At 71.4% G+C, this 24,501-nt stretch carries 32 protein-coding genes and 1 riboswitch; of the genes, 16 read left to right on the plus strand and 16 right to left on the minus strand.

Translation table 11 applies throughout. The features are described from left to right. Positions 1–72 precede the first annotated feature (72 nt). Both P3T35_RS17675 and P3T35_RS17680 read left to right on the plus strand, forming a co-directional pair. Positions 73–1,254, plus strand: coding sequence for a metallophosphoesterase (locus P3T35_RS17675; protein ID WP_101380576.1), 1,182 nt, complete (start codon positions 73–75; stop codon positions 1,252–1,254). A gap of 191 nt (positions 1,255–1,445) precedes the next feature. Continuing rightward, positions 1,446–2,213 carry a GNAT family N-acetyltransferase gene (locus tag P3T35_RS17680; RefSeq protein WP_101380577.1) on the plus strand — a complete coding sequence of 256 codons (768 nt, stop codon included), beginning with the start codon at positions 1,446–1,448 and terminating at the stop codon, positions 2,211–2,213. A gap of 66 nt (positions 2,214–2,279) precedes the next feature. Here the strand turns inward: P3T35_RS17680 and P3T35_RS17685 are convergent, their stop codons facing one another. Both P3T35_RS17685 and P3T35_RS17690 read right to left on the minus strand, forming a co-directional pair. Beyond that, the gene (locus P3T35_RS17685; RefSeq protein ID WP_101380578.1) at positions 2,280–2,996 is read right to left on the minus strand and encodes a response regulator transcription factor; all 717 of its coding nucleotides are present in this window, start codon (positions 2,994–2,996) and stop codon (positions 2,280–2,282) included. Then, positions 2,993–4,243, minus strand: a complete 1,251-nt coding sequence (locus P3T35_RS17690; RefSeq protein WP_101380579.1) for a sensor histidine kinase — start codon at positions 4,241–4,243, stop codon at positions 2,993–2,995. The genes P3T35_RS17685 and P3T35_RS17690 overlap by 4 nt, the downstream gene beginning before the upstream one ends. 218 nt (positions 4,244–4,461) lie before the next feature. Between P3T35_RS17690 and P3T35_RS17695 the strand changes: the two genes are divergently transcribed. Then, complete coding sequence (locus P3T35_RS17695) at positions 4,462–4,971, plus strand: NUDIX domain-containing protein (RefSeq protein ID WP_101380580.1); 510 nt, start codon at positions 4,462–4,464, stop codon at positions 4,969–4,971. A gap of 75 nt (positions 4,972–5,046) precedes the next feature. Continuing rightward, a complete protein-coding gene (locus P3T35_RS17700) occupies positions 5,047–5,631 on the plus strand; it encodes a MarR family transcriptional regulator (RefSeq protein WP_101380581.1) in 585 nt (194 codons plus the stop codon). An 18-nt stretch (positions 5,632–5,649) separates the two neighbouring features. Here the strand turns inward: P3T35_RS17700 and P3T35_RS17705 are convergent, their stop codons facing one another. Next, positions 5,650–6,099 carry a hypothetical protein gene (locus P3T35_RS17705; RefSeq protein ID WP_143676816.1) on the minus strand — a complete coding sequence of 150 codons (450 nt, stop codon included), beginning with the start codon at positions 6,097–6,099 and terminating at the stop codon, positions 5,650–5,652. Positions 6,100–6,351: 252 nt separating this feature from the next. Between P3T35_RS17705 and P3T35_RS17710 the strand changes: the two genes are divergently transcribed. Genes P3T35_RS17710 through P3T35_RS17725 form a run of 4 tightly spaced genes read left to right on the plus strand, consistent with a single transcriptional unit; the run spans position 6,352 to position 10,564 of the window. Continuing rightward, on the plus strand, positions 6,352–7,338 hold the full coding sequence (locus P3T35_RS17710) for an alpha/beta hydrolase (RefSeq protein WP_101380583.1): 987 nt from the start codon (positions 6,352–6,354) through the stop codon (positions 7,336–7,338). Continuing rightward, positions 7,331–8,587 carry an acyltransferase gene (locus tag P3T35_RS17715; RefSeq protein ID WP_101380584.1) on the plus strand — a complete coding sequence of 419 codons (1,257 nt, stop codon included), beginning with the start codon at positions 7,331–7,333 and terminating at the stop codon, positions 8,585–8,587. The genes P3T35_RS17710 and P3T35_RS17715 overlap by 8 nt, the downstream gene beginning before the upstream one ends. A 25-nt stretch (positions 8,588–8,612) precedes the next feature. Next, the gene (locus tag P3T35_RS17720) at positions 8,613–9,896 is read left to right on the plus strand and encodes a sensor histidine kinase (RefSeq protein WP_101380585.1); all 1,284 of its coding nucleotides are present in this window, start codon (positions 8,613–8,615) and stop codon (positions 9,894–9,896) included. Beyond that, positions 9,893–10,564, plus strand: a complete 672-nt coding sequence (locus P3T35_RS17725; RefSeq protein WP_101380586.1) for a response regulator transcription factor — start codon at positions 9,893–9,895, stop codon at positions 10,562–10,564. The genes P3T35_RS17720 and P3T35_RS17725 overlap by 4 nt, the downstream gene beginning before the upstream one ends. Positions 10,565–10,627: 63 nt before the next feature. On the opposite strand, the gene P3T35_RS17730 is transcribed toward P3T35_RS17725, so the two are convergent. Further along, positions 10,628–11,275 carry a peroxiredoxin-like family protein gene (locus P3T35_RS17730; protein WP_280706660.1) on the minus strand — a complete coding sequence of 216 codons (648 nt, stop codon included), beginning with the start codon at positions 11,273–11,275 and terminating at the stop codon, positions 10,628–10,630. A 147-nt stretch (positions 11,276–11,422) separates the two neighbouring features. Here P3T35_RS17730 and P3T35_RS17735 point away from each other — a divergent pair, with 147 nt between their 5' ends. Beyond that, complete coding sequence (locus tag P3T35_RS17735; protein ID WP_101380588.1) at positions 11,423–12,010, plus strand: helix-turn-helix domain-containing protein; 588 nt, start codon at positions 11,423–11,425, stop codon at positions 12,008–12,010. Positions 12,011–12,014: 4 nt separating this feature from the next. Here P3T35_RS17735 and P3T35_RS17740 read toward each other — a convergent pair whose 3' ends face one another. Further along, complete coding sequence (locus P3T35_RS17740; RefSeq protein WP_101380589.1) at positions 12,015–12,626, minus strand: TetR family transcriptional regulator; 612 nt, start codon at positions 12,624–12,626, stop codon at positions 12,015–12,017. 80 nt (positions 12,627–12,706) lie between these two features. Here P3T35_RS17740 and P3T35_RS17745 point away from each other — a divergent pair, with 80 nt between their 5' ends. Beyond that, a complete protein-coding gene (locus P3T35_RS17745; protein WP_101380590.1) occupies positions 12,707–14,005 on the plus strand; it encodes an NAD(P)/FAD-dependent oxidoreductase in 1,299 nt (432 codons plus the stop codon). Between the two features lie 28 nt (positions 14,006–14,033). On the opposite strand, the gene P3T35_RS17750 is transcribed toward P3T35_RS17745, so the two are convergent. The 3 genes from P3T35_RS17750 to P3T35_RS17760 form a co-directional block, all read right to left on the minus strand. Further along, positions 14,034–14,456 carry a VapC toxin family PIN domain ribonuclease gene (locus P3T35_RS17750; RefSeq protein WP_101380591.1) on the minus strand — a complete coding sequence of 141 codons (423 nt, stop codon included), beginning with the start codon at positions 14,454–14,456 and terminating at the stop codon, positions 14,034–14,036. Continuing rightward, on the minus strand, positions 14,453–14,674 hold the full coding sequence (locus P3T35_RS17755; RefSeq protein ID WP_101380592.1) for a type II toxin-antitoxin system VapB family antitoxin: 222 nt from the start codon (positions 14,672–14,674) through the stop codon (positions 14,453–14,455). Before P3T35_RS17755 ends, P3T35_RS17750 begins: the two co-directional genes overlap by 4 nt. A gap of 142 nt (positions 14,675–14,816) precedes the next feature. Further along, a complete protein-coding gene (locus tag P3T35_RS17760) occupies positions 14,817–15,014 on the minus strand; it encodes a hypothetical protein (RefSeq protein ID WP_180356469.1) in 198 nt (65 codons plus the stop codon). Between the two features lie 56 nt (positions 15,015–15,070). On the opposite strand from P3T35_RS17760, the gene P3T35_RS17765 reads away from it, so the two are divergent. Then, positions 15,071–15,955: a CoA transferase gene (locus P3T35_RS17765; RefSeq protein ID WP_280706664.1), complete on the plus strand. Its 885-nt coding sequence runs from the start codon at positions 15,071–15,073 to the stop codon at positions 15,953–15,955. A 242-nt stretch (positions 15,956–16,197) separates the two neighbouring features. Here P3T35_RS17765 and P3T35_RS17770 read toward each other — a convergent pair whose 3' ends face one another. The 5 genes from P3T35_RS17770 to P3T35_RS17790 all read right to left on the minus strand — a co-directional run bounded on the left by P3T35_RS17770 (position 16,198) and on the right by P3T35_RS17790 (position 18,513). Next, positions 16,198–16,644, minus strand: a complete 447-nt coding sequence (locus P3T35_RS17770; RefSeq protein ID WP_101380594.1) for a type II toxin-antitoxin system VapC family toxin — start codon at positions 16,642–16,644, stop codon at positions 16,198–16,200. After that, complete coding sequence (locus P3T35_RS17775) at positions 16,634–16,861, minus strand: AbrB/MazE/SpoVT family DNA-binding domain-containing protein (RefSeq protein ID WP_101380595.1); 228 nt, start codon at positions 16,859–16,861, stop codon at positions 16,634–16,636. Before P3T35_RS17775 ends, P3T35_RS17770 begins: the two co-directional genes overlap by 11 nt. Positions 16,862–16,902: 41 nt before the next feature. Further along, positions 16,903–17,115: a hypothetical protein gene (locus P3T35_RS17780; protein WP_143676817.1), complete on the minus strand. Its 213-nt coding sequence runs from the start codon at positions 17,113–17,115 to the stop codon at positions 16,903–16,905. Beyond that, positions 17,115–17,513 carry a carboxymuconolactone decarboxylase family protein gene (locus P3T35_RS17785; protein WP_101380597.1) on the minus strand — a complete coding sequence of 133 codons (399 nt, stop codon included), beginning with the start codon at positions 17,511–17,513 and terminating at the stop codon, positions 17,115–17,117. The genes P3T35_RS17780 and P3T35_RS17785 overlap by 1 nt, the downstream gene beginning before the upstream one ends. Positions 17,514–17,679: 166 nt before the next feature. After that, complete coding sequence (locus tag P3T35_RS17790) at positions 17,680–18,513, minus strand: helix-turn-helix transcriptional regulator (RefSeq protein ID WP_101385040.1); 834 nt, start codon at positions 18,511–18,513, stop codon at positions 17,680–17,682. 112 nt (positions 18,514–18,625) lie between these two features. Between P3T35_RS17790 and P3T35_RS17795 the strand changes: the two genes are divergently transcribed. Then, a complete protein-coding gene (locus P3T35_RS17795; RefSeq protein ID WP_101380598.1) occupies positions 18,626–18,982 on the plus strand; it encodes a VOC family protein in 357 nt (118 codons plus the stop codon). A 16-nt stretch (positions 18,983–18,998) separates the two neighbouring features. Next, positions 18,999–19,400, plus strand: a complete 402-nt coding sequence (locus P3T35_RS17800) for an SRPBCC family protein (RefSeq protein WP_101380599.1) — start codon at positions 18,999–19,001, stop codon at positions 19,398–19,400. A 71-nt stretch (positions 19,401–19,471) separates the two neighbouring features. Here the strand turns inward: P3T35_RS17800 and P3T35_RS17805 are convergent, their stop codons facing one another. Then, positions 19,472–19,651, minus strand: coding sequence for a BrxA/BrxB family bacilliredoxin (locus P3T35_RS17805; RefSeq protein WP_107503353.1), 180 nt, complete (start codon positions 19,649–19,651; stop codon positions 19,472–19,474). Positions 19,652–19,657: 6 nt separating this feature from the next. Continuing rightward, a complete protein-coding gene (locus P3T35_RS17810; RefSeq protein WP_348533419.1) occupies positions 19,658–20,275 on the minus strand; it encodes a DUF5994 family protein in 618 nt (205 codons plus the stop codon). 87 nt (positions 20,276–20,362) lie between these two features. On the opposite strand from P3T35_RS17810, the gene P3T35_RS17815 reads away from it, so the two are divergent. Then, positions 20,363–20,788: a CBS domain-containing protein gene (locus tag P3T35_RS17815; RefSeq protein WP_101380601.1), complete on the plus strand. Its 426-nt coding sequence runs from the start codon at positions 20,363–20,365 to the stop codon at positions 20,786–20,788. A 588-nt stretch (positions 20,789–21,376) separates the two neighbouring features. Further along, positions 21,377–22,030: a GNAT family N-acetyltransferase gene (locus P3T35_RS17820; protein ID WP_280706670.1), complete on the plus strand. Its 654-nt coding sequence runs from the start codon at positions 21,377–21,379 to the stop codon at positions 22,028–22,030. 120 nt (positions 22,031–22,150) lie between these two features. Here the strand turns inward: P3T35_RS17820 and thiC are convergent, their stop codons facing one another. Next, positions 22,151–23,974, minus strand: coding sequence for a phosphomethylpyrimidine synthase ThiC (gene thiC / locus P3T35_RS17825; RefSeq protein WP_101380603.1), 1,824 nt, complete (start codon positions 23,972–23,974; stop codon positions 22,151–22,153). Beyond that, positions 23,970–24,104: riboswitch (TPP riboswitch) on the minus strand. (Overlaps the previous gene by 5 nt.) Positions 24,105–24,273: 169 nt before the next feature. Here thiC and P3T35_RS17830 point away from each other — a divergent pair. Further along, a complete protein-coding gene (locus tag P3T35_RS17830; protein ID WP_101380604.1) occupies positions 24,274–24,480 on the plus strand; it encodes a hypothetical protein in 207 nt (68 codons plus the stop codon). Positions 24,481–24,501: the final 21 nt, after the last annotated feature.

Consider the following 24,501-nt stretch of genomic DNA (forward strand, 5'->3'; position numbering starts at 1 on the left):
AGATTCCCCCTAAATCGATTGGATGGCCACCGGGTGAGGACGACGGGAGAGTGGTCTTCCTATGATGGGCGGATGACACCCGAGGACCGCTTCCCCGGGCCTGAACCGCACCACTCAGGCCGCCACCCGCACCAGGACCTCGACGTGCTGCCGTACGGCTCGTACTACGAGCCCAACACCCCTGCGGATTACCCCGGTTCGCCCGGCGACCCGGAGAGCCGGCCGACCGGGACCGACGCCACCTACAGCGGGTACGGCGGCGCGCGCTACCTGGAGCAGCACTGGCCGGTGACCGGGCACGCCACACCCACCCAGCCGATCTTCCAGGCGCCCGAGCCGCCCGCCATGCAGACCGAGGACCCGCCGACCATCGAGCTCGGCCCGCCGATCAGCGAGGACGACCTGCGCCCCGCGCCGCAGCTACCGCCGATCGGCGAGCCAGGCCCGGTCGGCCCGCTCTACGTGGTCGGCGACGTGCACGGCTACCTGGACGAGCTGCTCGGCGCCCTGCACCAGCAGGGCCTGGTGGACGCCGACGGCCACTGGTCGGCCGGGCGGGCCCGGATCTGGTTCCTCGGCGACTTCACCGACCGCGGTCCGGACGGCATCGGTGTCATCGACCTGGTGATGCAGCTGGCCGCCGAGGCGGCCGCGGCCGGCGGCTACTGCCGGGCCCTGATGGGCAATCACGAACTGCTCTTCCTCGGTGCCCACCGGTACGGCGACGAGCCGGTGCAGTCCACCGCCGGCACCGCCTCGTTCCGGGCCGCCTGGCTGCTCAACGGCGGCCAGCAGCACGACCTGGAGCGGCTGCAGGGCCACCACATCAGCTGGCTGAAGCGGCTGCCGGCGATCGCGCTGGAGGACGGCCACCTGCTGCTGCACTCCGACACCACCGCCTACCTGGAGTTCGGCGACTCGATCGCCGAGGTCAACGACGCGGTGCACAACCTGCTGGCCGACGAGGGCGCGGACGAGTGGTGGGACGCGTTCCGCCGGTTCACCAAGCGGTTCGCGTTCCGCGGTCCCGGCGGGCCGATGGCGGCCGGCGAGCTGCTCTCCACCTACGGCGGCCACCGGGTGGTGCACGGGCACAGCCCGATCCCGTACCTGACCGGCGAGGCCACCGCCGACACCGGCGAGCCGCCGTACGTGCCCGGCCCGTACATCTACGCCGACGAGCTCGCGGTGGCGATGGACGGCGGGGTCACCATGGAGGGCCGGCTGCTGGTGGCTCGGCTGCCGGTGGACTGACGGTCCATCAGTGCGACGACCCGGGCTGACGCTCCGTCGGTCCGGGTCCGCCAGGCCAGCGCGGCCAGCTCCAGCAGGAACGCCAGGCCGTCGTTGGCGTACCAGGCGCCCCGCAACCCCCGTGATCCCATGCCCGGCAGGGTAGGGGAAATCCGGTTGCCCGGACCAGGGAACGATCACACGATGGCGGAATGTCGGATCTGCTCCAGCGCGTGACCGCCTTCCGCGCCGCCTTCGCCCGCCGTCAAGCCCCCGAGACCGTCGAACTGCCGGGCGCATTCGCGATCCGCCACCCCGGCTTCCCCCGCTCCCAGGAGCAGAACCAGCTGGTCGTGCCCGGGCCCGAGGCCGACCCGGCGGCGCTCCCCGCGCTCGCCGCGCAGGGCCTGGGGGACCGCCGGGACTACCGGATCAGCGTGCTGGACGAGGCGCTCGGCCGGCGGGCCGAGCCGGTGCTGGCCGCCGCCGGGTACGGCCTGGACGTCGAACTGGTGCTGGCCCGGGACACCGCCGGGTGCGTGCGCCCCGAGCCGGCCGCCGAGCCGGTCTCGGTGGCCGAGCTGCGGGAGGCGGTGCTCGCCCAGCAGCTGCGCTGGTGGCCGGGGGACGAGGAGCTGGCCCGGCAGCTGCACGGGCGGCGCGCGGCCCGGCTGCACGGCGCCGAGGAGGTGCTCTTCCTGGCCGTGCGGGCGCCGGACGGCGAGATCGCCGGCTGGGTCGACCTCTACCTGGACCGCGCCGCCGGGCTGGCCCAGCTGGAGGACCTGGTGACCGCCGAGCCGCACCGCGGGCAGGGCCACGGTGACACCCTGCTGGCCACCGGTCTGGCGCTGGCCGCCGAGGCCGGCATCCCGCAGCTCTTCCTGAACGCCGACGCGGCGGACTGGCCCAAGGACTGGTACGCCCACCGCGGCTTCCGGCAGATCGGGCGCAACTACAGCTTCCTCCGGCTGCGTTGACGACGCGGCGGCAGCCGTTGACGGATCGGCGGCCCCGCTTGCGTGGCGGCGGCCGCCGTTGGTTGCTCAGCGGCGGCTGCGGCCGCCGAGCGGCGGGATCAGCTCCAGCTCAACCGCCTTGTTCACCGCGTCGATCCGCGAGACCGCGTCCAACTTGCCGAAGATGTTGCGCAGATGGCGCTTGACGGTGCCCTCGGTGATGCCCAGCCGGGAGGCGATCTGACGGTTGCTCAGTGCCTGGGCGGTCCACTCCAGCACCTCCACCTCGCGCTGCGACAGCCCGCCCGGCAGCTCGTCGTCCGCCGCCTCACCGCCCTGCCACACGCTCCCCGGGCTGACCGAGACGGTCACCGTGTGTTTGCCCTCGTCCCGCTGGCGGACCGTGGAGACCAGGGTCTGGCGGCTGACGCTCTTGTGCAGGTAGCCGCAGACTCCCAGCGCCAGCAGCTCCTGCACCAGGCGGCGCCCGTCGTCCATGCTGAGCACGATGATCCGCAGCTCGGGCTGCTGGGCGAGCAGCCGACGGACCGTCACCGGCGGGTCGTTCTCCGGCATCTCGATGTCCAGCAGCAGCACGTCCGGGCGGTGCCGGGCGGCCAGCGCGACCGTCTCGGTGCCGGTGCCGGCCTGGGCCACCACCTCGAAGCCCGGCTCGGTGGCGAGCAGTTCGCAGAGCGCCTCGCGCAGCAGGGTGTGGTCGTCGGCGACCAGGATCCGGACCGCGGCCGGGCCTTCGGCCGCGGGGACCCCGGTGGGCGGTTCGGGCGCGACCGGGGCGGTCATGCCGGCCGCTCCTCGATCGGGATCCAGATCATCACCTGGGTGCCCTTGCCCGGGGTGGACGCGATGTCCAGCGTGCCGTGCAGCAGTTGGACCCGCTCCCGCATCCCGGTCAGGCCGTTGGAGCTGCCCGGCGGCGCGGCCGGGTCGAAGCCGCGGCCGTCGTCCAGCACCTCGGCCTGCACTTCGTGCGGGGCGATGTCCACGTGCACCACGATGTTGCCCGCCTGGGCGTGCCGCAGGGAGTTGCGCAGGCACTCGCGCACGATGATGAACAGCTCCTCGGCCAGCTCGGCCGGCACCCAGTCGTCGGAGCCCTTCACCCAGATCCGCACCGCGCCGCCGGCCTCGGACATGGCGGAGGCGAAGCTCTTGAGCGCCAGCTCCAGCGATCCCGCGACATTGCAGTGGCGCAGCTCGGTGACCAGCTGCCGGGTGGTGTCCATGGCCTCCAGCACGGCCGTTCGGGCCGCCTTGAGGTGCGGGTCGGCGGCCGGCTCGGCGCGCAGTTCGGCCAGCTCCAGCTGGCGCAGCGCCAGGCTGAGCGAGTTGCCCAGCTGGTCGTGGATCTCCCGGGCCAGCCGCAGCCGGCCCAGGTCGTTCAGCTCCTGCACCCTGCCCAGCAGGAAGGTGTCGTAGCCCATCGAGCCGAGCGCCAGCCGCCGGCTCACGCCCTCCTGGAGCGAGCGAACGGCGGCGGTGTAGTGGCCGCTGCAGTGCCCGCAGCGGGCGGCGGCCAGTTCCTCGGCCCAGCGGTCGGGCGCGCTGCACTCCGGGCAGCGCCCGTCCGCCTCCTCGTGGTCCGGGTCCGCCTCGGACAGGCCGGCCTCGGTGACGGCGGTGGCCAGCGCGCTCAGCACCACGTCGAGCAGCAGCATCCCGGCTCTTATCGAGTGGGTCAGGTGCAGACCGTGGCGGATCCGCTCGCCGCCCAGGTTCACCACCTCGGCGATCTCGGTGCCGGTCACCGTGGCCCGGCCCTCGGCCAGGCTGACCGCGCAGTCCATCAGGGTCCGCCGGGCCTGCACCACGCACTGCTCCCAGGCGTGCGGGTCGGCCACCAGCGGACTGTTGATCTCCCGCAGCGCCTGCTGGTAGCCGGCCAGCACCTCGGGCTCCTGGGCGAGCAGCCGACGGGCCGCCAGCTCGGCCGGGTCGGCGAGGGGCAGCACCGCCAGCGGCTCGGGGAGCAGGACCGGGACCTCCAGGGTGTCCTGCCGTGTCGTCTGCTCAGGGTTGTCGACGTTCATCTGGCCACCTCATCTCCCCCGCGGCCGCACCGCACGCAGCCGTCGGACGGCCCTTTCGGCTCCCCAGCCTCGCTCGTCACCCGGCCGGCCGCCAGCGAACCCGGCCGACTGTCCGCAGGCTGCCACCGCGCCCGGCGTACTGTCGCAAGTCCGGGCCGGACCTGGGGGGTTTCACGTTTCCGGGCCGGGCGGAAGCGATCGCCGTCTAGGCTCTCCCCATGGCGATTCCCCCCTTCCTCGCAGAGTTGCGCACCCTGGTCGGCACCCGGCCGCTCTGGCTCACCGCGGCGTGTGTCGTGGTCCTTGACGAACAGCAGCGGGTGCTGCTCGGGCGGCGGGCCGACACCGGCTGCTGGGCACTGGTCGGCGGCATCGTGGACCCGGGCGAGCAGCCGGCCGACGCCGCCGTGCGGGAGTGCTTCGAGGAGACCGGGGTGCGGGTGGCGCCCGAGCAGCTGACCTCGGTGACCGTCTCGCCGCTGGTGACCTATCCCAACGGGGACCAGGTGCAGTACCTGGAACTGACCTTCCGCTGCTCGGTGGTGGACGGACAGGCCCGGGTCAATGACGATGAGTCACTGGAGGTGGCCTGGTTCGCCCAGGACGAGCTGCCCGACATGGACGGCTACAGCCGCGAGCGGCTGGATCTGGCGCTGGGCTTCACGGGGCAGACGGCGTATGCCTTCTCCGGTCTGGACACCGTCCTGGGGCCGGTGACCACCGCCTGAGGCGACGTATGAGGCGGCCTCTCACCTGCATGTTTGACGCACCGTCATGCTTCGCTACTAAAGTATGACTTCATTATGAAGCAGGTACACGAGTCTCCGCTGGCGCCCCAGAGCACCCTGGCGCACGACGCCGATGACTGCCTCTTCGACCCGACCGTCAGAACCGTGATGGCCGAGTTCACACTGAGCGACGAGACGCTGGACCTGGAGGCCGCCGCCGCGGTCTGCGCCGCGCACCACGCCGTGGACCAGATGCGACTGCGGGACGCCAAGGGCCGTTCGCTGAGCGCCGGAGCAGTGGACCTGCTGCTCCGGCTCAACGCCACCAGCGGCGAGGCACTGCCGATGGCCGAGTTGGGCCACACCGCCCGCTTCGGCACCCACGACATCACCGCCGCACTCGACGAGTTGGCGCGGCACCACCTGGTCGAACGGATCCCCGACCCGGAGCACCCGGCCACCCCGCCGGCCAGGATCACCCCCAGCGGGCGCGGCTGGCTCGACGCCTACCGCCAACCCGCCCAGCGGGCCATCGCCAGCCTCTTCGCCGGCTTCAGCCCCGCCGACCTCATCCAGCTGCGCCACCTGGCGCTGCGGCTGGTGGAGAACCGGCAGCGGCTGGCGCAGTACCTCGAACTCACCGAGGACGCGCTGTCCTGAACCGCTTCTGACTGCGGGTCAGCGATTGGGGTCGTACGACTGCTGCGGCTGGGCCGGCTGTGCGGCCTGCTGGTACGGGTTGGGCTGGCCCTGCTGCTGGTACGGGTTGGCCTGAGCCTGCTGCTGGTAGGCGGCGGCCTGCTGGTACTGGGCGGCGGTCACCGGCTGCTGCACGTTCTTGCGGGCACCGAGTGAGCGGACCCACCGGCCGATCAGCACCACGGGCAGGATGAACGCCTTGAAGAAGATGATGTACGACCCGCTCTGGGAGATGAACCCCAGGTAGATGCCGTACCCGACGAAGCCCAGACCCGCGAGCACATTGAACGCCCGCCACCCGGCGCTCAGCGCGCCACCGGTGTTGAGCACCCCGATGGCCACCATGGCCACCCCGCTGACCAGCAGCAGCACCACATACCAGGAGAACAGCGGCTGAGCGCTGAAGTCGAGATTCACAGAGATTCTCACATAAGGATCAGATAAGCATCATGTTCGGACGATCGCGCACAGTACCCGGTCCGCACACAAGATGTCTCCACCTTTGTGGTGACGAATCCTCAACGAATCAGCGGCCCGGCCAAAGCCGGCGCCGTAGCACCCGTAGTACTTGAGAGCTACCCGCACAGAGCCCTCCGCAGCGGGACGCCAACCACCGAGCGGGATCCATAAGTTCAGGGTCGGAAACGCAAGAGACCTCCGGCCCCGGAAGGACCATCCGCCATGGTGCCCCGCCTTCGTCCGCTCAGCAGCCGTCTGCGACGAACCCTGTCCGCCGCGCTCGTCACCGCGGCGCTGGCCGTTCCGGCGATGGGGGCGGCCGGTCCGGCGGACGTGCCCGCGCCCGCTCCGACAGCTCCGGCCGCGCTGAGCGGCGTCAGCACCGCGACGCTCGCCGAGCGGTACGCCGCCACCCGCACCGACATCGTGGCGGCCGAGCGGATGGCGGCGGCCCACGGCGACCAGGGGCGGGCCACCGCGCTGACGGAGATGGCGGACCCGGCACGGCAGTTCCTGTTCTTCGACGGCCGGGACGGCGGCCGCAGCGGCGAGGTCTTCGGCGACCTGGCGACGGCCCAGCGGATCGCCGTGCTCGTCCCGGGCGCGGACACCGACTTCGACAGCTACGCACGGCTGCGGGCCGACGCCGCCGCGCTCCAGCGGCAGTTGGGCGACGGATCCGCCGTCATCGCCTGGCTCGGCTACAAGACGCCCAGCACCAAGGAGCCGGCGATCCTGACCGCCGACCGCGCCGACCGGGCCGCACCCGAACTGGACCGGTTCGTCGCCCAGTTGCGCGCCGCCCGGCCCGGCAGCCGGCTCTCGGTGCTCTGCCACTCCTACGGGTCCGTGGTCTGCGGTCGGGCCGCCTCCGGCCTGGACGTCTCCGATCTGGTGCTGTTCGGCAGCCCCGGCACCGGCTACGACGACGTCGCCGCGCTGCACACCAAGGCCACCGTCTGGGCCGGCCGGGGCGCCACCGACTGGATCGCCGACGTGCCCCATCTGAAGCTCGAACTCCCCTTCACCACGGTCGGGTTCGGCACCGACCCGGTCTCGCCCGGGTTCGGCGCCCGGGTCTTCGCGGCCGGCAGCGGCGGCCACAGCGACTACTTCAAGCCGGGCAGCCCCGCGCTGACCGGCATCGCCCGGATCGTGCTCGGCCAGACCCCCGCCCCGGCAGGCACTCCGGCGGGCCGCGATGCGTGAGCTGGTGCGGCGGATCGACGCCGCGACCTCCCCGGACCGCGACCGCGCCGTGGACGCGCTGCGGGCCCTCGCCATCCTCGGCGTGGTGCTCGGGCACTGGCTGGTGACCGCGCTGGTCGCCGACAGCGGCGACCTGCTGGACGCCAGCCCGCTCCAGCGGCTGCCCCAATTCACCCCGGTCTCCTGGCTGTTCCAGACCCTGGCGGTGTTCTTCCTGACCGGTGGCCTGGTGGCCGAGCGGAGCTACCGGACGGCCCGGGCCAGCGGCACCGGCTACCGGCAGTGGCTCGGCACCCGGCTCACCCGGCTGTTCCGGCCGGTGGCCGTGCTGCTGGCGGTATGGAGCGCGGCGGCGGTCGCCATGCTCGTCGCCGGGGTCGGCTGGAGCACCGTGTGCACGTTGACCAGGCTGGCGGTCTCGCCGCTCTGGTTCCTGCTGGTCTTCGCCGCGCTCACCGCCGCGACCCCGCTGGTCGGCAGGCTGCACCCGGGGTGGCCGCTCGCCGTCGTGGTGCTGGTCGACGCCGCGCGGTTCGGGCTGGGCGGGCCCGCCGCACTGGGTTACCTGAACGAGGCGGCCGGCTGGCTGGTCCCGTACTGCCTGGGCGCGGCCTGGGCACGCGGCGAGCTGCGCGGCCGCGCCACCGGCTGGGTGCTGCTGCTCGGCGGCGCCGCCGCGACCGCCGGACTGGTCCGGTGGGCCGGCTACCCCGCTGCCATGGTCGGGGTGCCCGGCTCCGGCCTCTCCAACCTCGGCCCGGTCACCCTGGCGGCCGTCACCTTCGGCCTCGCCCAGTGCGGCGCGGCGCTGCTGCTGCTCGGCCCGCTGCGGCGGCTGATGCGGCGCCCGGCCGCGTGGGCGCCGGTCGCCGTGCTGAACCTGTTCGCGATGACGGTCTTCCTCTGGCACCAGACCGCGATGATGGCGGTCACCGTGATCGGCTTGTGCGTCGCCGGACCGCTACCCGGCCTGCACACCGCACCCGACGGCGCCGGCTGGGTGCTCGCCCGGCTGGCCTGGCTGCCGGTGTTCGCGCTGGCACTGCTCGGGTGCTGGGCCGCCTTCCACGGCCATGAGCGGGGCCGCCGCCCTGAGCGGGACCACGGCCAGGCGCGGGACCGCCGCCATGAGCGGGACCGCCGGCAGCGGAGCCGCACGCCCGAGCCGGATCGCGGCCAAGAGCCGGACCGTCCCACGGCCGTGGCCGTGGCCGCTCGGACCCTGTCGCCGGCGGTGCCGCATGCCTAAGGTGGATCTTGGAAAGCGGGGGGACATGACCGAACGATGGGCAGCCGCACTGCGGGCGCTGCCGCACAACCTGCGCGATGACCTGTGGACGCAGGCCGTCACACGGGCGCCGCGCACCAGGCGGCTGGGCGGGGACTGGTTCCCGGCGATAGTGGTACCGGTGGTGCTGATCGCCGTCCTCCTCGGCATCGCCCAGACGAACATGCTCGTCTTCGGCTACGGCATGGGCATTACGCTCGGCCTGCCGCTCGCCTTCCTCAATGCGTCCGTGCTGGTGGTGGCGCTGTTCCGGCCGCACCGAGCCTGGTGGATCTCGCTGCTGGTGATGCTGGTGGTCGCGCCCTACTGCTGGCGGGCCGGCTCCGCCGGGCCGATGGCACTCACCACCGTGCTGCTGGTCACGCAGGCCATCCTGCTGTTCCTGCTGGCCCTGCAGGTCCGACTGCGCGTGGCGGTCGAAATGCTCGCGGCCTGCCTCCTGATGGACGTCTTCGTCGGCCTGCTGGCCCAACCGGGCAACGGCAAGCCGATGGTGGTCTTCCAGTTCGTCGCCACCGCGCTCGGCGCCGCACTGCACGGCCGCCAGGAGGCCCGCCACGAACTGATCGCCCAGGAGGAGCTCAACGCCCACGAGCGGGCCCGGCGCACCCTGCTGGAGGAGCGCAGCCGGATCGCCCGCGAGCTGCACGACGTGGTCGCCCACCACATGTCGGTGATCTCGGTGCAGGCGCAGGTCGCCGTGCACCTGGCCGAGAATCCCTCCGACGAGCTGAAGGAGAGCCTGGCGGGCATCCGTGGCAGCGCCGTCGAGGCGCTGACCGAACTGCGCCGGGTGCTCGGCGTGCTGCGCGCGGAGGACGCCGGCCCGGAGGCCGCCCGGCACGCCCCGCAGCCCACCCTGGCGCGCCTGGACGAGCTGTTCGCCAAGGTGCGCGCCGCCGGGCTCACCGTCAGCACCGAGACCACCGGCCGTCCGTTCCCGCTGGCCCCGGGGGTCGACCTCTCGGCGTACCGGATCGTGCAGGAGGCGCTCAGCAACGCGATCCGGCACGCGCCCGATGCCGCGGTGCGGGTGGAGCTCGGCTACCAGGCCGGCGGCCTCACCCTCCGGGTGGTCAACAGCCCGCCGAAGCGCCCGGCCTCGCCCAGCCCGGGCAGCGGGCACGGCCTGCTCGGCATGCGCGAGCGGATCGCCATGGTGGGCGGCGAGCTGGCCACCGGGCCGACCCCGGACGGCGGTTACGAAGTCACCGCCGTCCTGCCCAGCACCGCCACTCCCGCTACGGACACCCTTGAGGACGCCCTGTGACCGACATCCGCGTACTGATCGCCGACGACCAGATGATGATCCGTCAGGGCTTCACCGTGCTACTCAACGCCGAGCCCGACATCGAGGTGGTGGGTCAGGCCGTGGACGGCCGCGACGCCGTCGCCAAGGTGGCCGAACTCGCCCCCGATGTCGTCCTGATGGACATCCGGATGCCCGAGCTCGGCGGCATCGAGGCCACCCGTCTGATCACCGAGCCGCCGGGCGCCACCGTCAAGGTCCTGGTGCTGACCACCTTCGACCTCGACGAGTACGTCTACGAGGCCCTCCGGGCGGGCGCCTCCGGTTTCCTGCTCAAGGATGCCTCGGCCGCCGAACTCGCCCAGGCCGTCCGGGTGGTGGCGGCCGGCGAGGCGCTGCTCGCGCCGAGCGTGACCAAGCGCCTGATCGCCGAGTTCTCCCGCACCACCAGCGCCCCCAAGGCCCCGCTCAAGGACCGCATCGGCGACCTGACGGAACGCGAGACCGAGGTGCTCTCCCTCATCGCCCAGGGCCTGTCCAACGCGGAGATCGCCGCCACCCTGCTGGTCGCCGAGCAGACCGTGAAGACCCACGTCAGCCGCATCCTGGTCAAGCTGGGCCTGCGCGACCGCACCCAGGCGGCGGTCTTCGCCTACGAGACGGGCCTGGTGCGCCCCACCGGCTACTGAGCAGCCGTCACCTGCCGTGCCTTCCTCGGTGACGAGTCCTCGACAATCGACCCACGGCACAGCTCAGCCGAGCGCGTCCAGGGCGGCCAGGATGTCGGCCGGCTCGGCGCGCACGGCGTAGTCGGCGGCCACGAACGTCCAGCGGATGACGCCGGTGCGGTCGATCACGAAGGTGGCCGGCAGCGGCAGGGTGCGGGAGTGGCCGGCGTTGACGCGCTCCAGGTCGAAGCCCCACTGGTCGTAGAGGCCGCCCAGTTCGTCCGAGAGGTCGAAGGCGATGCCGAACCGCGCCGCGACCTCCGAGCCGAGGTCGCTGAGCACGTCGAAGGCCAGCTGCTCCTTCTCGGCCAGGGTCAGGCTCTCGTCGGGGATCTGCGGCGACACGGCCACCAGGCGGGCGCCGCGGGCGGTGATCGTGTCGTGGTGCTCCTGGAGGGCCCGCAGCGCAAGGTTGCAGAAGGGGCACCAGGCGCCGCGGTAGAAGGTCAGCACCACCGGCCCGTCGGCGAGCAGTTCGTCCAGGGCGACCTGCCGCCCGGTGGCCGCGGGCAGCGTGAACCGCGGGGCCGGGGCGCCCACGCCGAGTGCGCGCTCCGCGAGGCCGGAGGCGGCCAGCTCGCGCCCGTTGCGGTCCATGATCTCGGCGAGCTCCGCCGGAATCCTCCGGCGTCCGTCTTCGTACACGCCACGCAGCTGTTCGTGAAGGCTCACAGGTGCCGCCGTTTCTCTGATGGAGCGTCGTGCTCGGGTGTCGTGATCCATGAACTTGAACCAGTCGTTCCAGGATGATGATTCGTCAGACCCCACGTCAAGGACTATCTTGGAACAATCATTTCAAGTACCCGAGAGCGGTCCGACATGCCCGACATCAAGCACTTCGACCCGGAGCTCGCGCTGGAGCGCGCCGAGAAGCTGTTCTGGCAGCGCGGCGCGGCCGAGGCGTCGATCCAGGACGTCGTCGCCGCCACTGGACTGAACCGCTCCAGCCTCTACGCCACCTTCGGCGGCAAGCAGCAGCTCTACCTCGCCGCCATCCGCCGCTACCTGCACCACCGCGCCCAACCCGCCTTCCGCCACCTCGCCGACGACGACCGGGGCCTGCCCGCCGTGCGGGACTTCTTCGCGGGACTGATCGAGGTGCGCTGCTCCGGCGAGCACGCCGGCTGGGGCTGCATGGTCGTCAACGCCCACCTGGGCGGCGAACACCAGGACCCGGCGGTCCTGGCCCTCCTCGCCGAGCACCACCGCCAACTCCGCGACGCCCTGCACACCGCCCTGCGAACCGCCCGCCGCGCCGGCCAGCTCGCCCCGCACGTCGCCCCCGACACCGCCGCCGAGACCCTCGCCCTCCTCGCCTACGGCGTCAACCTCCACTCCCGCACCGGCGCCGACGCCCCCACCCTGCTACGCACAGTCACCGGCACCCTCGCGCTCTTGGAGCCATGACCGGTCAGTCCGCCAAGCGCTCCACGATGCGGGCGAGTTGGTCGGCGTAGCGGTCGGTGAACTCGGGGGAGTCGGGCTCCAGGCCGGTGACGGCCCGGGCGATGTGCGGGAAGGCGAGCCGGGCAGAGGCGGCGGCGAAGAGAGCGACCAGCACGTAGGCCGGGTCGAGGTCGGCGGCGAGCTCCCCGGCGGCCTGGCGGCGGCGCAGGTCGTCCAGGTGCTGCTGCATCTGGGCCCGCAGGCCGGGCTCCTCGGTGCCCTCACCGGTGAGGCCGGACCAGATCAACAGGCGGCCCAGCTCGGGGAATTCGGTATTGGAGCGCAGGTATCCGGCAACCACCTCGCCCAGCGGAAGCGCCGGGTCGGCGATCCGGGCGTCGGCGTCCCACCACTGGCGCAGCACGGCTTGGTGCAGGCCGTCCTTGCCGCCGAAGTAGTACGAGATCAGCTGGCTGTTCACCCCGGCGCGGCCGGCGATGTCGCTGATCCGGGTGGCCGCGTAGCCGTGGGCCGCGAACTCCGCGGTGGCCGCTTCGAGGATGAGCCGCTTGGTGCGCTCCGGGTCGCGTTGCCGCTGGCCGGCCTCGGGGGCGCGGCGTCGCTGCTGCTGGGTCACCCGTCGAGCGTATCAGTCGATGCCAGAGCACAATCAATCAACTGATTGACACAATCAACTCACTGATTGATAGTCAGAGCATGACCGACACACGGGACTTCACCGTCGCGATCATCGGTGGCGGCATCGGCGGCCTCTCCCTCGCCCAGGGCCTCACCAAGAACGGCATCAAGGTCGACGTCCACGAGCGCGACCGCACCCCCACCGACCGCCTGCAGGGCTACCGGGTGCACATCAACCCGCACGGCGCCCGCGCCCTGCGGGCCTGCCTGCCCGACGAGCTGTGGCAGGCCTTCCTCGCCACCACCGGGGACCACGGGGCGCAGAGCTTCACCATGCGCACCGAGCAGTTGGAGACCCTGCTCAGCATCCGGCTACCGCAGCAGGCCGACCCGGTCCGCGCCCACCACTCGGTCAGCCGGATCACCCTGCGCCAGGTGCTGCTCGCCGGGCTCGACGACACCGTGCACTTCGGCCGGACCTTCACCGGCTACCGGCAGCTCCCCGACGGCCGGATCGAGTGCCGTTTCACGGACGGCAGCACCGCCGTCGCGGACGTGCTGGTGGGCGCGGACGGCGGCAACTCCCCCGTGCGGCACCAGTATCTGCCGCACGCCCAGCGAGTCGACACCGGCATCCGCACCATCGCCGGCAAGTACCTGCTCACTCCCGAGCACCGCCGGGCCGTCGACGGCCGGCTGTTCGCGGGCGCCACCAACGTCATCCCGCCGGCCGACGCCGGCATGTTCCTCGCCCCGCACATCTACGCCGAGCAGCACGTCCCGCGCGCCGACGGCTTCGGTGCCACCCACGACCCCGGGGCTCTGTTCGACAACACCGCGAGCTACCTGATGTGGGCGTACGGCAGGCGGACCGAACGGTTCCCGCCCGGCCTGGATTCCCTTGACGGCTCCGAACTACGCGCGGTCGTCGCCGAGTTGGTGCGCGGCTGGCACCCCGACCTGCGCACGGTGGTCGAACGCTCCGACCCGGACACCGTCTCACTGCTGCCGATCCGCACCAGCGTGCCGATCCGCCCCTGGACGCCGAGCCGGGTCACCCTGCTCGGCGACGCCATCCACGCCATGACCCCGATGCGCGGCATCGGCGCCAACACCGCCCTGCGCGACGCCGACACGCTCTGCCGCGCCCTCACCGACGCCCACCGCGGCACCCTCCCGCTACTGCAGGCCATCGGCGACTACGAGCACCGGATGCGCGGCTACGGCTTCGCCGCCGTCCGCGCATCCCGGCGCACCGCCGACCAGTTCGCGGGCGGCAGCCGGGTGGGGCGGAGCGTCTTCAAGGGCGCGTTGCGGACGATCGACGCGCTGCCGGCGCTGCGGGACCGGGTGTTCGCGCGGGTCGGTGAGAAGTGATCTGCTGGCAAGGATGCCTGACGGCAATTCACCGAAAAGGAATATCGCGGACACTGCACTGAGATACATCCGCCAGGACGCCCGCCGCGGTGACGAAATCGTTGTCGTCGTGCAGCACGATCAGCCCGTGATGGGCCGCCGTGCCACAGATCAGCAGGTCAACGGTGGACAGCGCACGGACGGCGCCCCCGGCCTGGGCCAGCCGGAACTGCGCCGATTCGACCCATCCCCAGACGTTCTTCGGCAGTGGCACATCCGGGTAGAGGTCGGCGAACATCTCGCCCATCTGCTCGTAGTGGACCCGGTTGCGAGCGGAGCGACGGAACTCGGTGCGCTGAGGAGCGCAGGACCCGATGACTCGCAGGTCGATGTCCTCGCCCCACGCGATGTTCAGGTGCTGCTCGCGCGAAAGCCGCCAGATGGCGGTGGAGTCCGCGAGGTAGCGGATCACTCCTCGACCCGCTTCTCGGCCTCACGGAGTTGATGCCAACCCTCGTAGTCCCAGTGCTGCGCGGCCTGGAAGTGCCGAGCCCGCTGGGCTGCCCGCTCATGGCGCTCGGCGTACTCGCGCAGCGCAGCGTTGACCACTTCCTTCTTGGTGGCGCCGCCGGAGAAGCGCAGAGCCTTCGCCAGCGCGTCATCATCCAGGTCTATGGTTGTCACAGTCATACTGACCTCCGCTATATAAGACCAATAGCCATGTTGAATATAGCAGCGCCGGTCCCTGTACGGCTTTTCTACGTATCCACCAGAGGCGGCCGAAACGCCATACGCATCAGTAGCCTGCGGGAGGTGACCGCCGTGCGGCGGGTCAAAGGGCGGTGAGTATCCCGAGCACCTCCCGCACCGCGGCGTCCGGGGAGCCCGAGCGGTGGATGGCCGCGACCGTGGTCTCCAGGTACGGAGAGTCGCCGCGCAGCGGGCGGTAGGTCACCCCGGGGATCCCCAGGGTGCGCACCTGCTCGGGCGCGAGCGCAAGGCAGAGGTCGGCGGCGACGTAGCTGAGCAACCCTCAAGGCCCCGGGCGGCCGCGACGCACTCCTCGCCCTGATCGCGACCGCGGACGTGTTCATCACCAACCTCCGCCCGCAGGCCCTGCGACGCCTCGGCCTGGGCTACGAGGACGTGGCGGCCGGCCACCCCGGCCTGGTCTACCTCAACGCCCAGGGCTTCCGCAGCGACTCCGCACTCGGCAGCCGCCCGGCCTACGACGACATCGTGCAGGCAGCCTCCGGCCTGGTGTGGCTGAACGAACAGGTCAGCGGCATCCCGTACTTCGTCCCCACCGTGCTCGCCGACAAGATCTGCGGCCTGGTGATCACGCAGTCGGTGCTGGCCGCGCTGCACCACCGCGACCGCACCGGCCAGGGGCAGCACGTCGAGGTGCCGATGGCCGACACCATGCTGGCGTTCAACCTGGTCGAGCACCTGGCAGCGGCGACCCTGGACCCGCCGGAAGGCCCGATCGGCTACTCGCGGGCGCTCAGCTCCCAGCGCCGGGCGGCCCGCACGGCGGACGGCTGGATGTGCATCCTGCCCTACAACGACCGCAACTGGCGTGACTTCTTCGCCTTCGTCGGCCGCCCGGAACTGGCCGACGACCCGCGTTTCGGCACGCTCCCCGACCGCGCCCGCAACGCCGACGAACTCTATCTGCTGGCAGCCGAGTTCACCCCGCGGCACAGCACCGCCGAGTGGCAGGCGTTCTGCGACTCGGCCAGCATCCCGGCCGCCCCGGTGCTGAGCCTGGCGGAGGCCGCGAACAGCGCCTACGCCACCGAAGGCGGCCTGCTGCGGACGGCCCAGCACCCCAGCGAGGGCGCCTACCACCTGATCGGCGAGCCGGTGCGCTTCCAGACCACCCCGGCCCGCCTGCACCGGCACTGCCCGCGGATCGGCGAACACACCGACGAGGTCTTCGCCGAGATCGGCCACCGCCCGTCCGCTTGAGCCCGCACCCCACCAGCTCCACGGCGCCGTCGGCTTCACCGAACTCAGCCAACTCCGCCTGGCCACCACCCGCTTGTGGTCCTGGCGCGACGAGGACGGCACCGAACAGGCCTGGTGCCGGAGGATCGGCCGGCAAGTGGTGGAGGGCGGCCCGCTGTGGCCCCAGGTGACCGGCGGCTGAGCTGACCGGCGGCGCGGCCGGGACGGTGCTCCCGGCCCCACCGCCCGGTCGAGCGGACCGGCTACGGGCAGATCAGCTCGACGGTCGGGAAGTAGGTGCGGTACCGGGTGGCATCACGCGTGAGCAGCCGATGGCCCCGGACCGCCGCGTGGGCACCGATGTAGAAGTCCGGCAGCGGCGCGGTCTTCCGTCCACCGCGCCTGCGGTACTGCAAGAACGCCTTCCCTGCCAGGAATCCCGCCTCGTAGGGGAATGGCTCCCTGGTGAAGTCCTCGACCGGCAACACGGCGTCCAAGTCCTCGATCGCGGCATACGCCACCGAGACCTCCGCGTAGACGATCGGGTTGATCACCACCGGCCCTTCGTCCTGTGCCTTGGCCAGCTCGGCCTCGGACCAGTCGGCCCAGGTGGGGTCATCCGTCATGAGATCCAGCAGGACGCACGAGTCGACGAGGGTCACCGTCCTGTCCTTGTGCTGGTCCACCAGCCGCAGCCGGCTACTCACCACGCAGCAGCTCCATGATCTGGTCGGTGGTCATCCCCCCGGCAGCGCTGCCCCGCATTCGCCGTGCCAACCGCTGTCCGCGCGTGCCCTCCCCGACCCGGCGCACTATCCGCAGGCCGCCGTCCTCCTCGACCACGTCCACCTCGTCCCCAGGGCGCAAGCCGCACTTCTCGCGAAGCTCCGCCGGGATGGTGACCTGCCCCTTGCTGTTGAGTCGCACCTCGGGCCTCCGGTATCCCGTATTACCTCTACCACGTAATACTAGCTCCCCTCGGCTGCCTCGGACGGGGCCGACAGGCTCCGCACCTGCTCGTCGTAGTCGGCCAGCACACTCGCCAGCTGCTCAAGCGACTCCGCCGGTATGTCGGCGGGCGCGGACTCCACCACGTACCGCGCGGCCGCGGTGAGCGCGGCCAGCTCGTAGGCGTGGAACGTGCCGCGCAGCACCATCGGCCGCACCCTCTCCAGCTGCATCACGCGGCCTTGGCGCGGACGTAGTCGGTGACCTGCTTCAGCTCGGCCTCGAACTGGTCGTAGTCCTCCTGCATGCCGTTGATGTACGCGCTCCAGCCGAGGCTGGCCTTGGCGTAGTGGACGGCCTCCTGGATCTCCTCGTCGGTGGCGCCGAAGAGCTTGGCGGCCTCGGTGTGGAACAGGGAGCAGTAGCGGCACTTGGTCTCGGCGTGCAGCCCGACCCCGATCAGTTCCTTGTACTTGTTCGGGATCAGCGTCTCGCCGAGTTCGATCCGCTTGAAGATCTCCCACTCCGGCCCGAGCAGCTCGGTGGGGATCTTGGTGAAGAAGTGCGGGACGAGGCCCAGCGTCTCCTTGATGTCGGCCTCGATCTCGGCACGGTTGACCGTGGTGGCCATAACGGCCTCCTCTTGGGTCCCGGATGCCCGGCTCAGCCCAGTCCGCGTGGCCCGAAGACTTCCCGAGGCCGAGCCCTGCCTTCGCCGCACCGCCCTGGTGGGGCTCTGTGCGCGAGGACCGGCATCGGACCCTGCTCTTACCGTAACCAGCCGGGATCCGCCCCGGCTAGCGTCGAAGGTCGGGCGACCTGCGGCAATCCCCCGGCCCAGCCCCCGGCGCGAGCAGTCGGCGCAGCGCGGTCGGCGTGTGTCCCACGTGCTCGCGGATGGTGCGGGTCAGGTGCGCCTGGTCGGCGAAGCCGAGCTGTGCGGCCAGGTCGGCGAGGCTGGGTGTGCCCTCGGCGATGCGGTCCATGGCCCGGGTGACGCGGACGCGGTTGCGGTAGCGGGTCAGGGAGACACCCGTTTCCCGGGAGAACACCCGGCTGAGCCGGTAGGGCGACACCTCCAGCAGCGCGGCCAGGCCACACAGCCCCGCCGCCTCCGCCGCCTCCTCGGTGATCGCCTCCCGCGCCGCGGCAGCCAGCGCCCGATCGGCCGGCTGCGAACGCGGACGCGGACGCGACTGGACGGACGGCTCACCGGCCGCCGCCGCGACCAGGCGCAGCAGTTCCTCGGTCAGCGCGTAGTCGACGTCGCCGGTGCCCGCGGCGGCGACGAGACGGCGGTGGGCGAGATCGACGCGTGCGTCCACGTAGACGGTCGCCGCAGTGGGAGGGCGTCCCAGCAGGGCGGGCTTGAAACTGACCGACGTGCAGAGGTCGCCGCCGGCCGGGTGCGCGAAGCGCTCCTCCTCACCGGGTGCGCCCAGGTAGGCCATGGTCGGATCCAGATCGGCCTCGGCGCCGTCGACCCGGCGCCGGAACCTGCCGCGCCGCACCAGCACCAGGCGGTGGTCATCACGGGTCTCCGGCTCCGACCAGCGGAGGTGATCGGAACGGCACCCCACCACGGCCACGGTGAACTCGGGCCGGGCGGCGAGGGTGGAAGCCGAGAGCATGCCGCGAACGGTAGCCGCCGGGTACGACAGAACGGCCCGCAAGGATCTTCAAGACCGTCATGGCCATCACCCCGGATCCTTGGGGCACTTGATGACACGAAGGGAACCATCCATGGCCGTCCACGCAGAGCTCACCGCGATCACCATCGACTGCGCCGATCCCCGGGCGCTCGCCGACTTCTACCGGAAGCTCACCGGCTGGGACATCGGGCAGGCCGACGACGACTTCGTCCAGCTGGGCCAGGGGACAGTCCAGTTGGCCTTCCAGCGGATCGCCGACTACCGAGGGCCGAGCTGGCCCGACATCGCCAAGCACGCCCACCTCGACTTCACGGTCGCCGACCCGGAGATCGCGGTGCAGGAACTGCTCGCGGCGGGAGCGGCCAAGCCCGAGTTCCAGCCCGGCGGGGACCAGTGGACCGTTCTCGCCGACCCCGAAGGCCACCTGTTCTGCCTCGCTTCAGCCTGACCGGGAGTCGATCACCATGGCCTCGATCCACAAGGAACTCATCATCGACGCCCACCCCGAGGTGGTGTGGGCGGTGCTCAGCGACTACGGCGCGGTACACGAGCGCCTCGCACCCGGGTTCGTCATCGACACCCATCTGAACTCGGACACCCGCACCGTCACCTTCGCCGACGGCACGATCGTCCTCGAACGGCTCGTCGACCTCGACCACCAGGCGATGCGGGTCGCCTACACGGTCATCGGCGGCAGCCTCCACCCGTCCCACCACCACGCCTCCATGCAGGCGCTGCCGGAAGCCGACGGCCGGACGAGATTCGTGTGGCACACCGACGTCCTCCCCGACGCCCTGGCCGCACCGATCGCCGAGTCCATGGAGCACGGCTCGGCGGTCATCCGGCGCGCCCTGGAGGCCGCGTGACCGGGTAGCTGAACTGCCCCTGCCTGGGCGGCCGTTCCGGGGCATCACTCACCCGGAACGGCCGGCCGGGCCTACTCGCCGAACTCGTCGAACGCCGCGGTGAGGTCGGCTGCCACCGCCTGCGGGTCGCGGGCCTCGATGCGGTGACGCGGGATGAAGTAGACGAGCTCGCCGTCCTTGAAGAGGGCGAACGACGGCTGGGAGGACCGGATGTCCGCGATGTAGCCGCGGCCGGTCCCGATGCCGGCCATCGGTCATCAAACCAGCAGGAGTTCGGCTGCCGGGGTGTGGTTTCCGGTCGTGGCGGCTCCGGCCATCGCCGAGGCGGCTGTGGCCGGGTCGGTGCCGGGCGGCACCACCAGCAGCAGGAAGTGGTCCTGGAAGCCCCGTGTGAGACTGATCGTCGCGTCGCTGCCGGTGAACCAGTTGATCCTGATCATCAGGTTGTTCACCACGACGGACCGGGGCACGCCCTCCCAGGCCGTGGTGTCGAGGCCGACCCGGATGATGCGCCCGAAGTGGGCACCGAGCGCGGTGATCAAGTCCGGCAGCTCGCCGACCAGGTGGTTCGAGCGGGGCCACCAAGCACCGTCGAAGACACCCTCACGCGACATCGACGGCTCCAGTACCAGCCGCGGCAGCAGCGATTCATCGGCCGATGACCACGGCCCGGCAGGGGCAGGGAAGAAGAGAGTCGGCATCATATGGAGCCGCCCGTCTGGTCCGCGAAGGGACCAATCATGACCCAGGGCGACGTCGACGCTGATGCCGGTGTACGGAATGTCCTTGGTTGTCTCCCAACGTACTCCGCAGCGCCCTTCCCCGGGGCCGCCCGCCACCGGAGTAGCCTCGAAGACATCCAGGGCATCCCGCATTCCGGTACTCGTTCCGGCTTCGTTCTGGGTGAAGGACAGCCCGGCGGCCCCCGAGCGGGCAGCCGGAGACGGGAAACGGTGAAAACCGTGACCACTCACTCACCGCAGTCGGCACAGCGCGACCACGGCCTCACGGTCGCCGACGCCATGGAAACCTGCGACTACCAGATAGCCGACGACAACACCGTCGACCGGGCCAACGACATCCTCCACAGCGCCCACGTCGAGTACCTGCTCGTCCGCGACCACAACGGCCGCTGCGAGGGGCTGGTCACCCGCACCGGACTCCACCCGTTCCTTGCCAGCTCCTGGTACACCGAGCGGACCGCGATCAGCGCCACCTCGCACCAGCGCGGCCCGTTCGCCTGGCCGACCATGGGTCTGACCCTGGCCGCGCTCGCGATGCGCATCAAGCGCCTGGCGGTCTGGCCCGTCGTCGACGACGACGGCTACATCCTCGGTGTGCTCACGGCGGACCGCGCCACCGGCGTGCTCGCCGGCGCGCCCGCATGACCGTCAAACACCCGCGGACCTGCTCCGTGAAGCACCTCCAGCCCCAGAGCAGGTCCAACGATGAACGACCGTCAGTTTGTCGGCGGCAGGTACACCCGGTTGCCCTGGGCGGCGACCTCGGCGAACCGCAAGGTCGTGCTGGACGGAGCGCTGAACGGACCCTCAAGCGGACGCGCCATCTCAGGCCGCCCCGGTACCGCCGCCTGTCGGTGCGTCCTGCGGCGGCGGACCGTCCTCGACTGTCGCCAGAAGCGCGTCCACCAGCGGGCCTACTCCTCAGGAACGCCCAGCCCCGCTGCCTGGGAGAGTAGTTGCCGCGTGAGACCAACTCCCGCCCCGAACCTCGATCTCGCGCATAGCGATGCCGCCTCCCCGGCTGCCCCCGCGCAGCGATTCAACCACCAACTACCCACAACAGGAGAGACTTTGAGAGCTTTCGCAAGGAGCAGGTCGCGCCAGGGGCAAACGGGGCAGCCGCGTCGACAACGGCCCGGCGGATCAAGCAGGATCGGCTGACCGAGAGCCGCCGGCCACATCACCCGTAAGTGATGCGGTAGCGTTGCACCTATTACATACTAGGGGGCGGCAGTGCACGACGTCACGGTTGGCGAGCTCGTACGGATGTGGGTTGACGGCTGGATCGTCTCGCGCGGCGCGTCCGATCCGATCGAGCAGCCATGGGGTTGGACGATCGACATGGGGCAGGCCACGCACGTGTCGCGGCATGTGCTGCCCGCTCCCGGCGAGGCAGAGGTGCGCAAGATCGTGGCCGATACGAGTGCGCCGGGGACGTGGCTGAAGCTGTTCGCGGCGGAGGGCGTCGTCCGGCCATGGCTCGGCCCCGGCTGGCAGTTCGACCAGGTCGCATTCCTGATGACCGTGCCGCTCGCCCCCGAGCGGCCCGAAGTTCCGGCCGGCTACACCCTGACCCGCTGGACCCGGGGCGGCGTCACCCGCGTGCTGGTCCGCACCTCCGAGGGGCACTTCGCCGCCCGCGGCCAGGTCGCCCCGACCGGCCGCAGCGCCGTCATCGACCAGATCGAGACCGCCCCGGAACACCGGCGTCGCGGGCTCGGTGGCCTGGTGATGCGAACGTTGCAGGACACTGCCCACGCAGCCGGCGCCACTACCGGCGTGCTCGTCGGCACCCCTGACGGGCAGGCGCTCTACTCCACGCTGGGCTGGACCACCCACTCACCCATGACCAGCGTGTGGTTCGAGCCGTCGGAGAGCTCCTCCTGACGCGCCGAGGCCCCGGCGGGGTGGATGGGTACACCGCCCTTGCACCGTCCTTGCACCGGCCGCACGGAACAGCGAAGCGCCGACCTGAAGGTGGAGATCCCCAGGTCGGCGCTTCAGCTGTCAGTCCGCCAGCGGCAGGTACACCCGGTTGCCCTGGGCCGCGAACTCGGCGGACTTCTCCGCCATGCCCGCCAGCGCCTCGGCGTCGAACTCGGAGCTCACGGCACTGGACCCGTCGCCGTGCTCGTCGCGGATCTTCTGCGAGATCTTCATCGAGCAGAACTTCGGCCCGCACATCGAGCAGAAGTGCGCCGTCTTCGCCGGCTCCGCGGGCAGCGTCTCGTCGTGGAAGGCGCGAGCCGTCTCCGGGTCGAGGGCCAGGTTGAACTGGTCCTCCCAGCGGAACTCGAAGCGGGCGTCGGAGAGGGCGTCGTCCCAGTCGCGCGCGCCGGGGTGGCCCTTGGCGAGGTCGGCGGCGTGGGCGGCGATCTTGTAGGTGATCACGCCGGTCTTGACGTCGTCCCGGTTGGGCAGGCCCAGGTGCTCCTTGGGCGTGACGTAGCAGAGCATCGCGGTGCCCCACCAGGCGATCATCGCGGCGCCGATGCCCGAGGTGATGTGGTCGTAGCCGGGCGCCACGTCGGTGGTGAGCGGGCCCAGGGTGTAGAAGGGGGCCTCGTCGCAGATCTCCTTCTGGAGATCCATGTTCTCCTTGATCTTGTTCATCGCGACGTGGCCCGGGCCCTCGATCATCACCTGGACGTCCTTGGCCCGCGCGATCCGGCCGAGCTCGCCGAGGGTCTGCAGTTCGGCGAACTGGGCCTCGTCGTTGGCGTCGGCGGTCGAGCCGGGGCGCAGGCCGTCACCCAGCGAGAAGGTGACGTCGTAGGCGCGCAGGATGTCGCAGAGTTCCTCGAAGTTGGTATAGAGGAAGTTCTCCTGATGGTGCGCCAGGCACCAGGCGGCCATGATCGAGCCGCCGCGCGAGACGATGCCGGTCTTGCGGCGGGCGGTCAGCGGGACGTAGCGCAGCAGCACGCCGGCGTGCACCGTCATGTAGTCGACGCCCTGCTCGCACTGCTCGATGACGGTGTCCCGGTAGACCTCCCAGCTCAGCTCCTCGGCCCGGCCGTCCACCTTCTCCAGCGCCTGGTAGAGCGGCACGGTGCCGATCGGCACCGGGGAGTTGCGCAGGATCCACTCGCGGGTGGTGTGGATGTTGCGGCCGGTGGAGAGGTCCATGACGGTGTCGGCACCCCAGCGGGTGGCCCAGGTCATCTTCTCCACCTCCTCCTCGATGGAGGAAGTGACCGCCGAGTTGCCGATGTTGGCGTTGATCTTGACCAGGAAGTTGGTGCCGATGATGGCCGGCTCCACCTCCGGGTGGTTGACGTTCACCGGGATCACGGCGCGGCCGCGGGCCAGCTCGTCACGGACGAACTCCGGCTCCAGGCCCTCGCGCAGCGCCACGAACTCCATCTCGGGGGTGATGATCCCGCGCTTGGCGTAGCCGAGCTGGGTCACCGCCACCCCGTCGCGGGCGCGCAGCGGGCGGCGCGGGCGGCCGGGGAAGACCGCGTCCAGGTTGCGCAGGTCGCCACCGCGCGGCGAGGTGTGCTTGATCCCGTCGTCCTCGGGCCGCGCCTCGCGGCCGTCGTACTCCTCGACGTCGCCGCGCTGGCGGATCCAGGAGTCGCGCAGCGCGGGCAGGCCGCGGCGCACGTCGGGCTGGTGGTCGGGGTCGGTGTACGGCCCGGAGGTGTCGTACAGCGGCACGGTGGCGCCGTTGGTGAGGTGCACCTCGCGGTAGGGGACCCGCAGATCGGGGCGGGAGCCCTGGCGGTAGGCCTTGCGCCAGGCCGGGGTGGGGTACCCGGTGGCGGCGCTGCTGACTGCGGTCCGGTCCTCGGTGGTGGCCGGACGTGCGTCATCCAAACTGGTCATCAGACCTTCTACTCCCTACGCCGGCATTACCCGGTCAGGTTCCTGCGGTCGGCGCAGCGGTCGGCCCGTCCGTCGACGGATCGTTCAGCGCCCTCTCAGCCCGGTGCTCCGAGCTCCCGTTCGGCAGGCGGAAGTGCCTGCCTGAAGACCTCACCACGGTAACGGGCGCTCCGGCGGAGCGTCCAGAGGGGGTGCGGTCGGCGAGCCGGCGGCCCTGCCCTGGGCAGCCGTCGGTGCCCGGGGGCACACTGGGAGCTCGCCGACGGACGGCGAAGGTGCAGCGACGGGGGGACGCAACGGTGATCGGGTACAGCGGACGGGTCACGGGCAGGGTCGGCGAAGGGCTGGTCGGCGAGGTGATGGTGCACGTACCGGAGCGGGTCGGCACCGAGGCCTTCCTTGCCTACCTGGCGGTGCCGGGCGACCAACTGCCGGTCGGGACACCGGTGGTGGTGGTCGAGTACCAGCCGCCGCGGACCGTCTTCGTGGCCCCGACCACGGGCTGACGCGGCACCGGCCGGCGGGCG

Origin of the sequence: Kitasatospora sp. GP30 (assembly GCF_029892145.1) — a bacterium.
GTDB lineage: Bacteria > Actinomycetota > Actinomycetes > Streptomycetales > Streptomycetaceae > Kitasatospora > Kitasatospora acidiphila.

What these genes read in the sequence shown, in the direction of transcription:
- P3T35_RS17675 (WP_101380576.1), top strand. Translation starts at nt 73, where the DNA reads ATGACACCCGAGGACCGCTTCCCCGGGCCTGAACCGCACCACTCAGGC.
- P3T35_RS17680 (WP_101380577.1), top strand. Translation starts at nt 1,446, where the DNA reads ATGTCGGATCTGCTCCAGCGCGTGACCGCCTTCCGCGCCGCCTTCGCC.
- P3T35_RS17685 (WP_101380578.1), bottom strand. Translation starts at nt 2,996, where the DNA reads ATGACCGCCCCGGTCGCGCCCGAACCGCCCACCGGGGTCCCCGCGGCC.
- P3T35_RS17690 (WP_101380579.1), bottom strand. Translation starts at nt 4,243, where the DNA reads ATGAACGTCGACAACCCTGAGCAGACGACACGGCAGGACACCCTGGAG.
- P3T35_RS17695 (WP_101380580.1), top strand. Translation starts at nt 4,462, where the DNA reads ATGGCGATTCCCCCCTTCCTCGCAGAGTTGCGCACCCTGGTCGGCACC.
- P3T35_RS17700 (WP_101380581.1), top strand. Translation starts at nt 5,047, where the DNA reads ATGAAGCAGGTACACGAGTCTCCGCTGGCGCCCCAGAGCACCCTGGCG.
- P3T35_RS17710 (WP_101380583.1), top strand. Translation starts at nt 6,352, where the DNA reads ATGGTGCCCCGCCTTCGTCCGCTCAGCAGCCGTCTGCGACGAACCCTG.
- P3T35_RS17715 (WP_101380584.1), top strand. Translation starts at nt 7,331, where the DNA reads ATGCGTGAGCTGGTGCGGCGGATCGACGCCGCGACCTCCCCGGACCGC.
- P3T35_RS17720 (WP_101380585.1), top strand. Translation starts at nt 8,613, where the DNA reads ATGACCGAACGATGGGCAGCCGCACTGCGGGCGCTGCCGCACAACCTG.
- P3T35_RS17735 (WP_101380588.1), top strand. Translation starts at nt 11,423, where the DNA reads ATGCCCGACATCAAGCACTTCGACCCGGAGCTCGCGCTGGAGCGCGCC.
- P3T35_RS17745 (WP_101380590.1), top strand. Translation starts at nt 12,707, where the DNA reads ATGACCGACACACGGGACTTCACCGTCGCGATCATCGGTGGCGGCATC.
- P3T35_RS17755 (WP_101380592.1), bottom strand. Translation starts at nt 14,674, where the DNA reads ATGACTGTGACAACCATAGACCTGGATGATGACGCGCTGGCGAAGGCT.
- P3T35_RS17780 (WP_143676817.1), bottom strand. Translation starts at nt 17,115, where the DNA reads ATGCAGCTGGAGAGGGTGCGGCCGATGGTGCTGCGCGGCACGTTCCAC.
- P3T35_RS17785 (WP_101380597.1), bottom strand. Translation starts at nt 17,513, where the DNA reads ATGGCCACCACGGTCAACCGTGCCGAGATCGAGGCCGACATCAAGGAG.
- P3T35_RS17790 (WP_101385040.1), bottom strand. Translation starts at nt 18,513, where the DNA reads ATGCTCTCGGCTTCCACCCTCGCCGCCCGGCCCGAGTTCACCGTGGCC.
- P3T35_RS17795 (WP_101380598.1), top strand. Translation starts at nt 18,626, where the DNA reads ATGGCCGTCCACGCAGAGCTCACCGCGATCACCATCGACTGCGCCGAT.
- P3T35_RS17800 (WP_101380599.1), top strand. Translation starts at nt 18,999, where the DNA reads ATGGCCTCGATCCACAAGGAACTCATCATCGACGCCCACCCCGAGGTG.
- P3T35_RS17805 (WP_107503353.1), bottom strand. Translation starts at nt 19,651, where the DNA reads ATGGCCGGCATCGGGACCGGCCGCGGCTACATCGCGGACATCCGGTCC.
- P3T35_RS17810 (WP_348533419.1), bottom strand. Translation starts at nt 20,275, where the DNA reads ATGCGGGATGCCCTGGATGTCTTCGAGGCTACTCCGGTGGCGGGCGGC.
- thiC (WP_101380603.1), bottom strand. Translation starts at nt 23,974, where the DNA reads ATGACCAGTTTGGATGACGCACGTCCGGCCACCACCGAGGACCGGACC.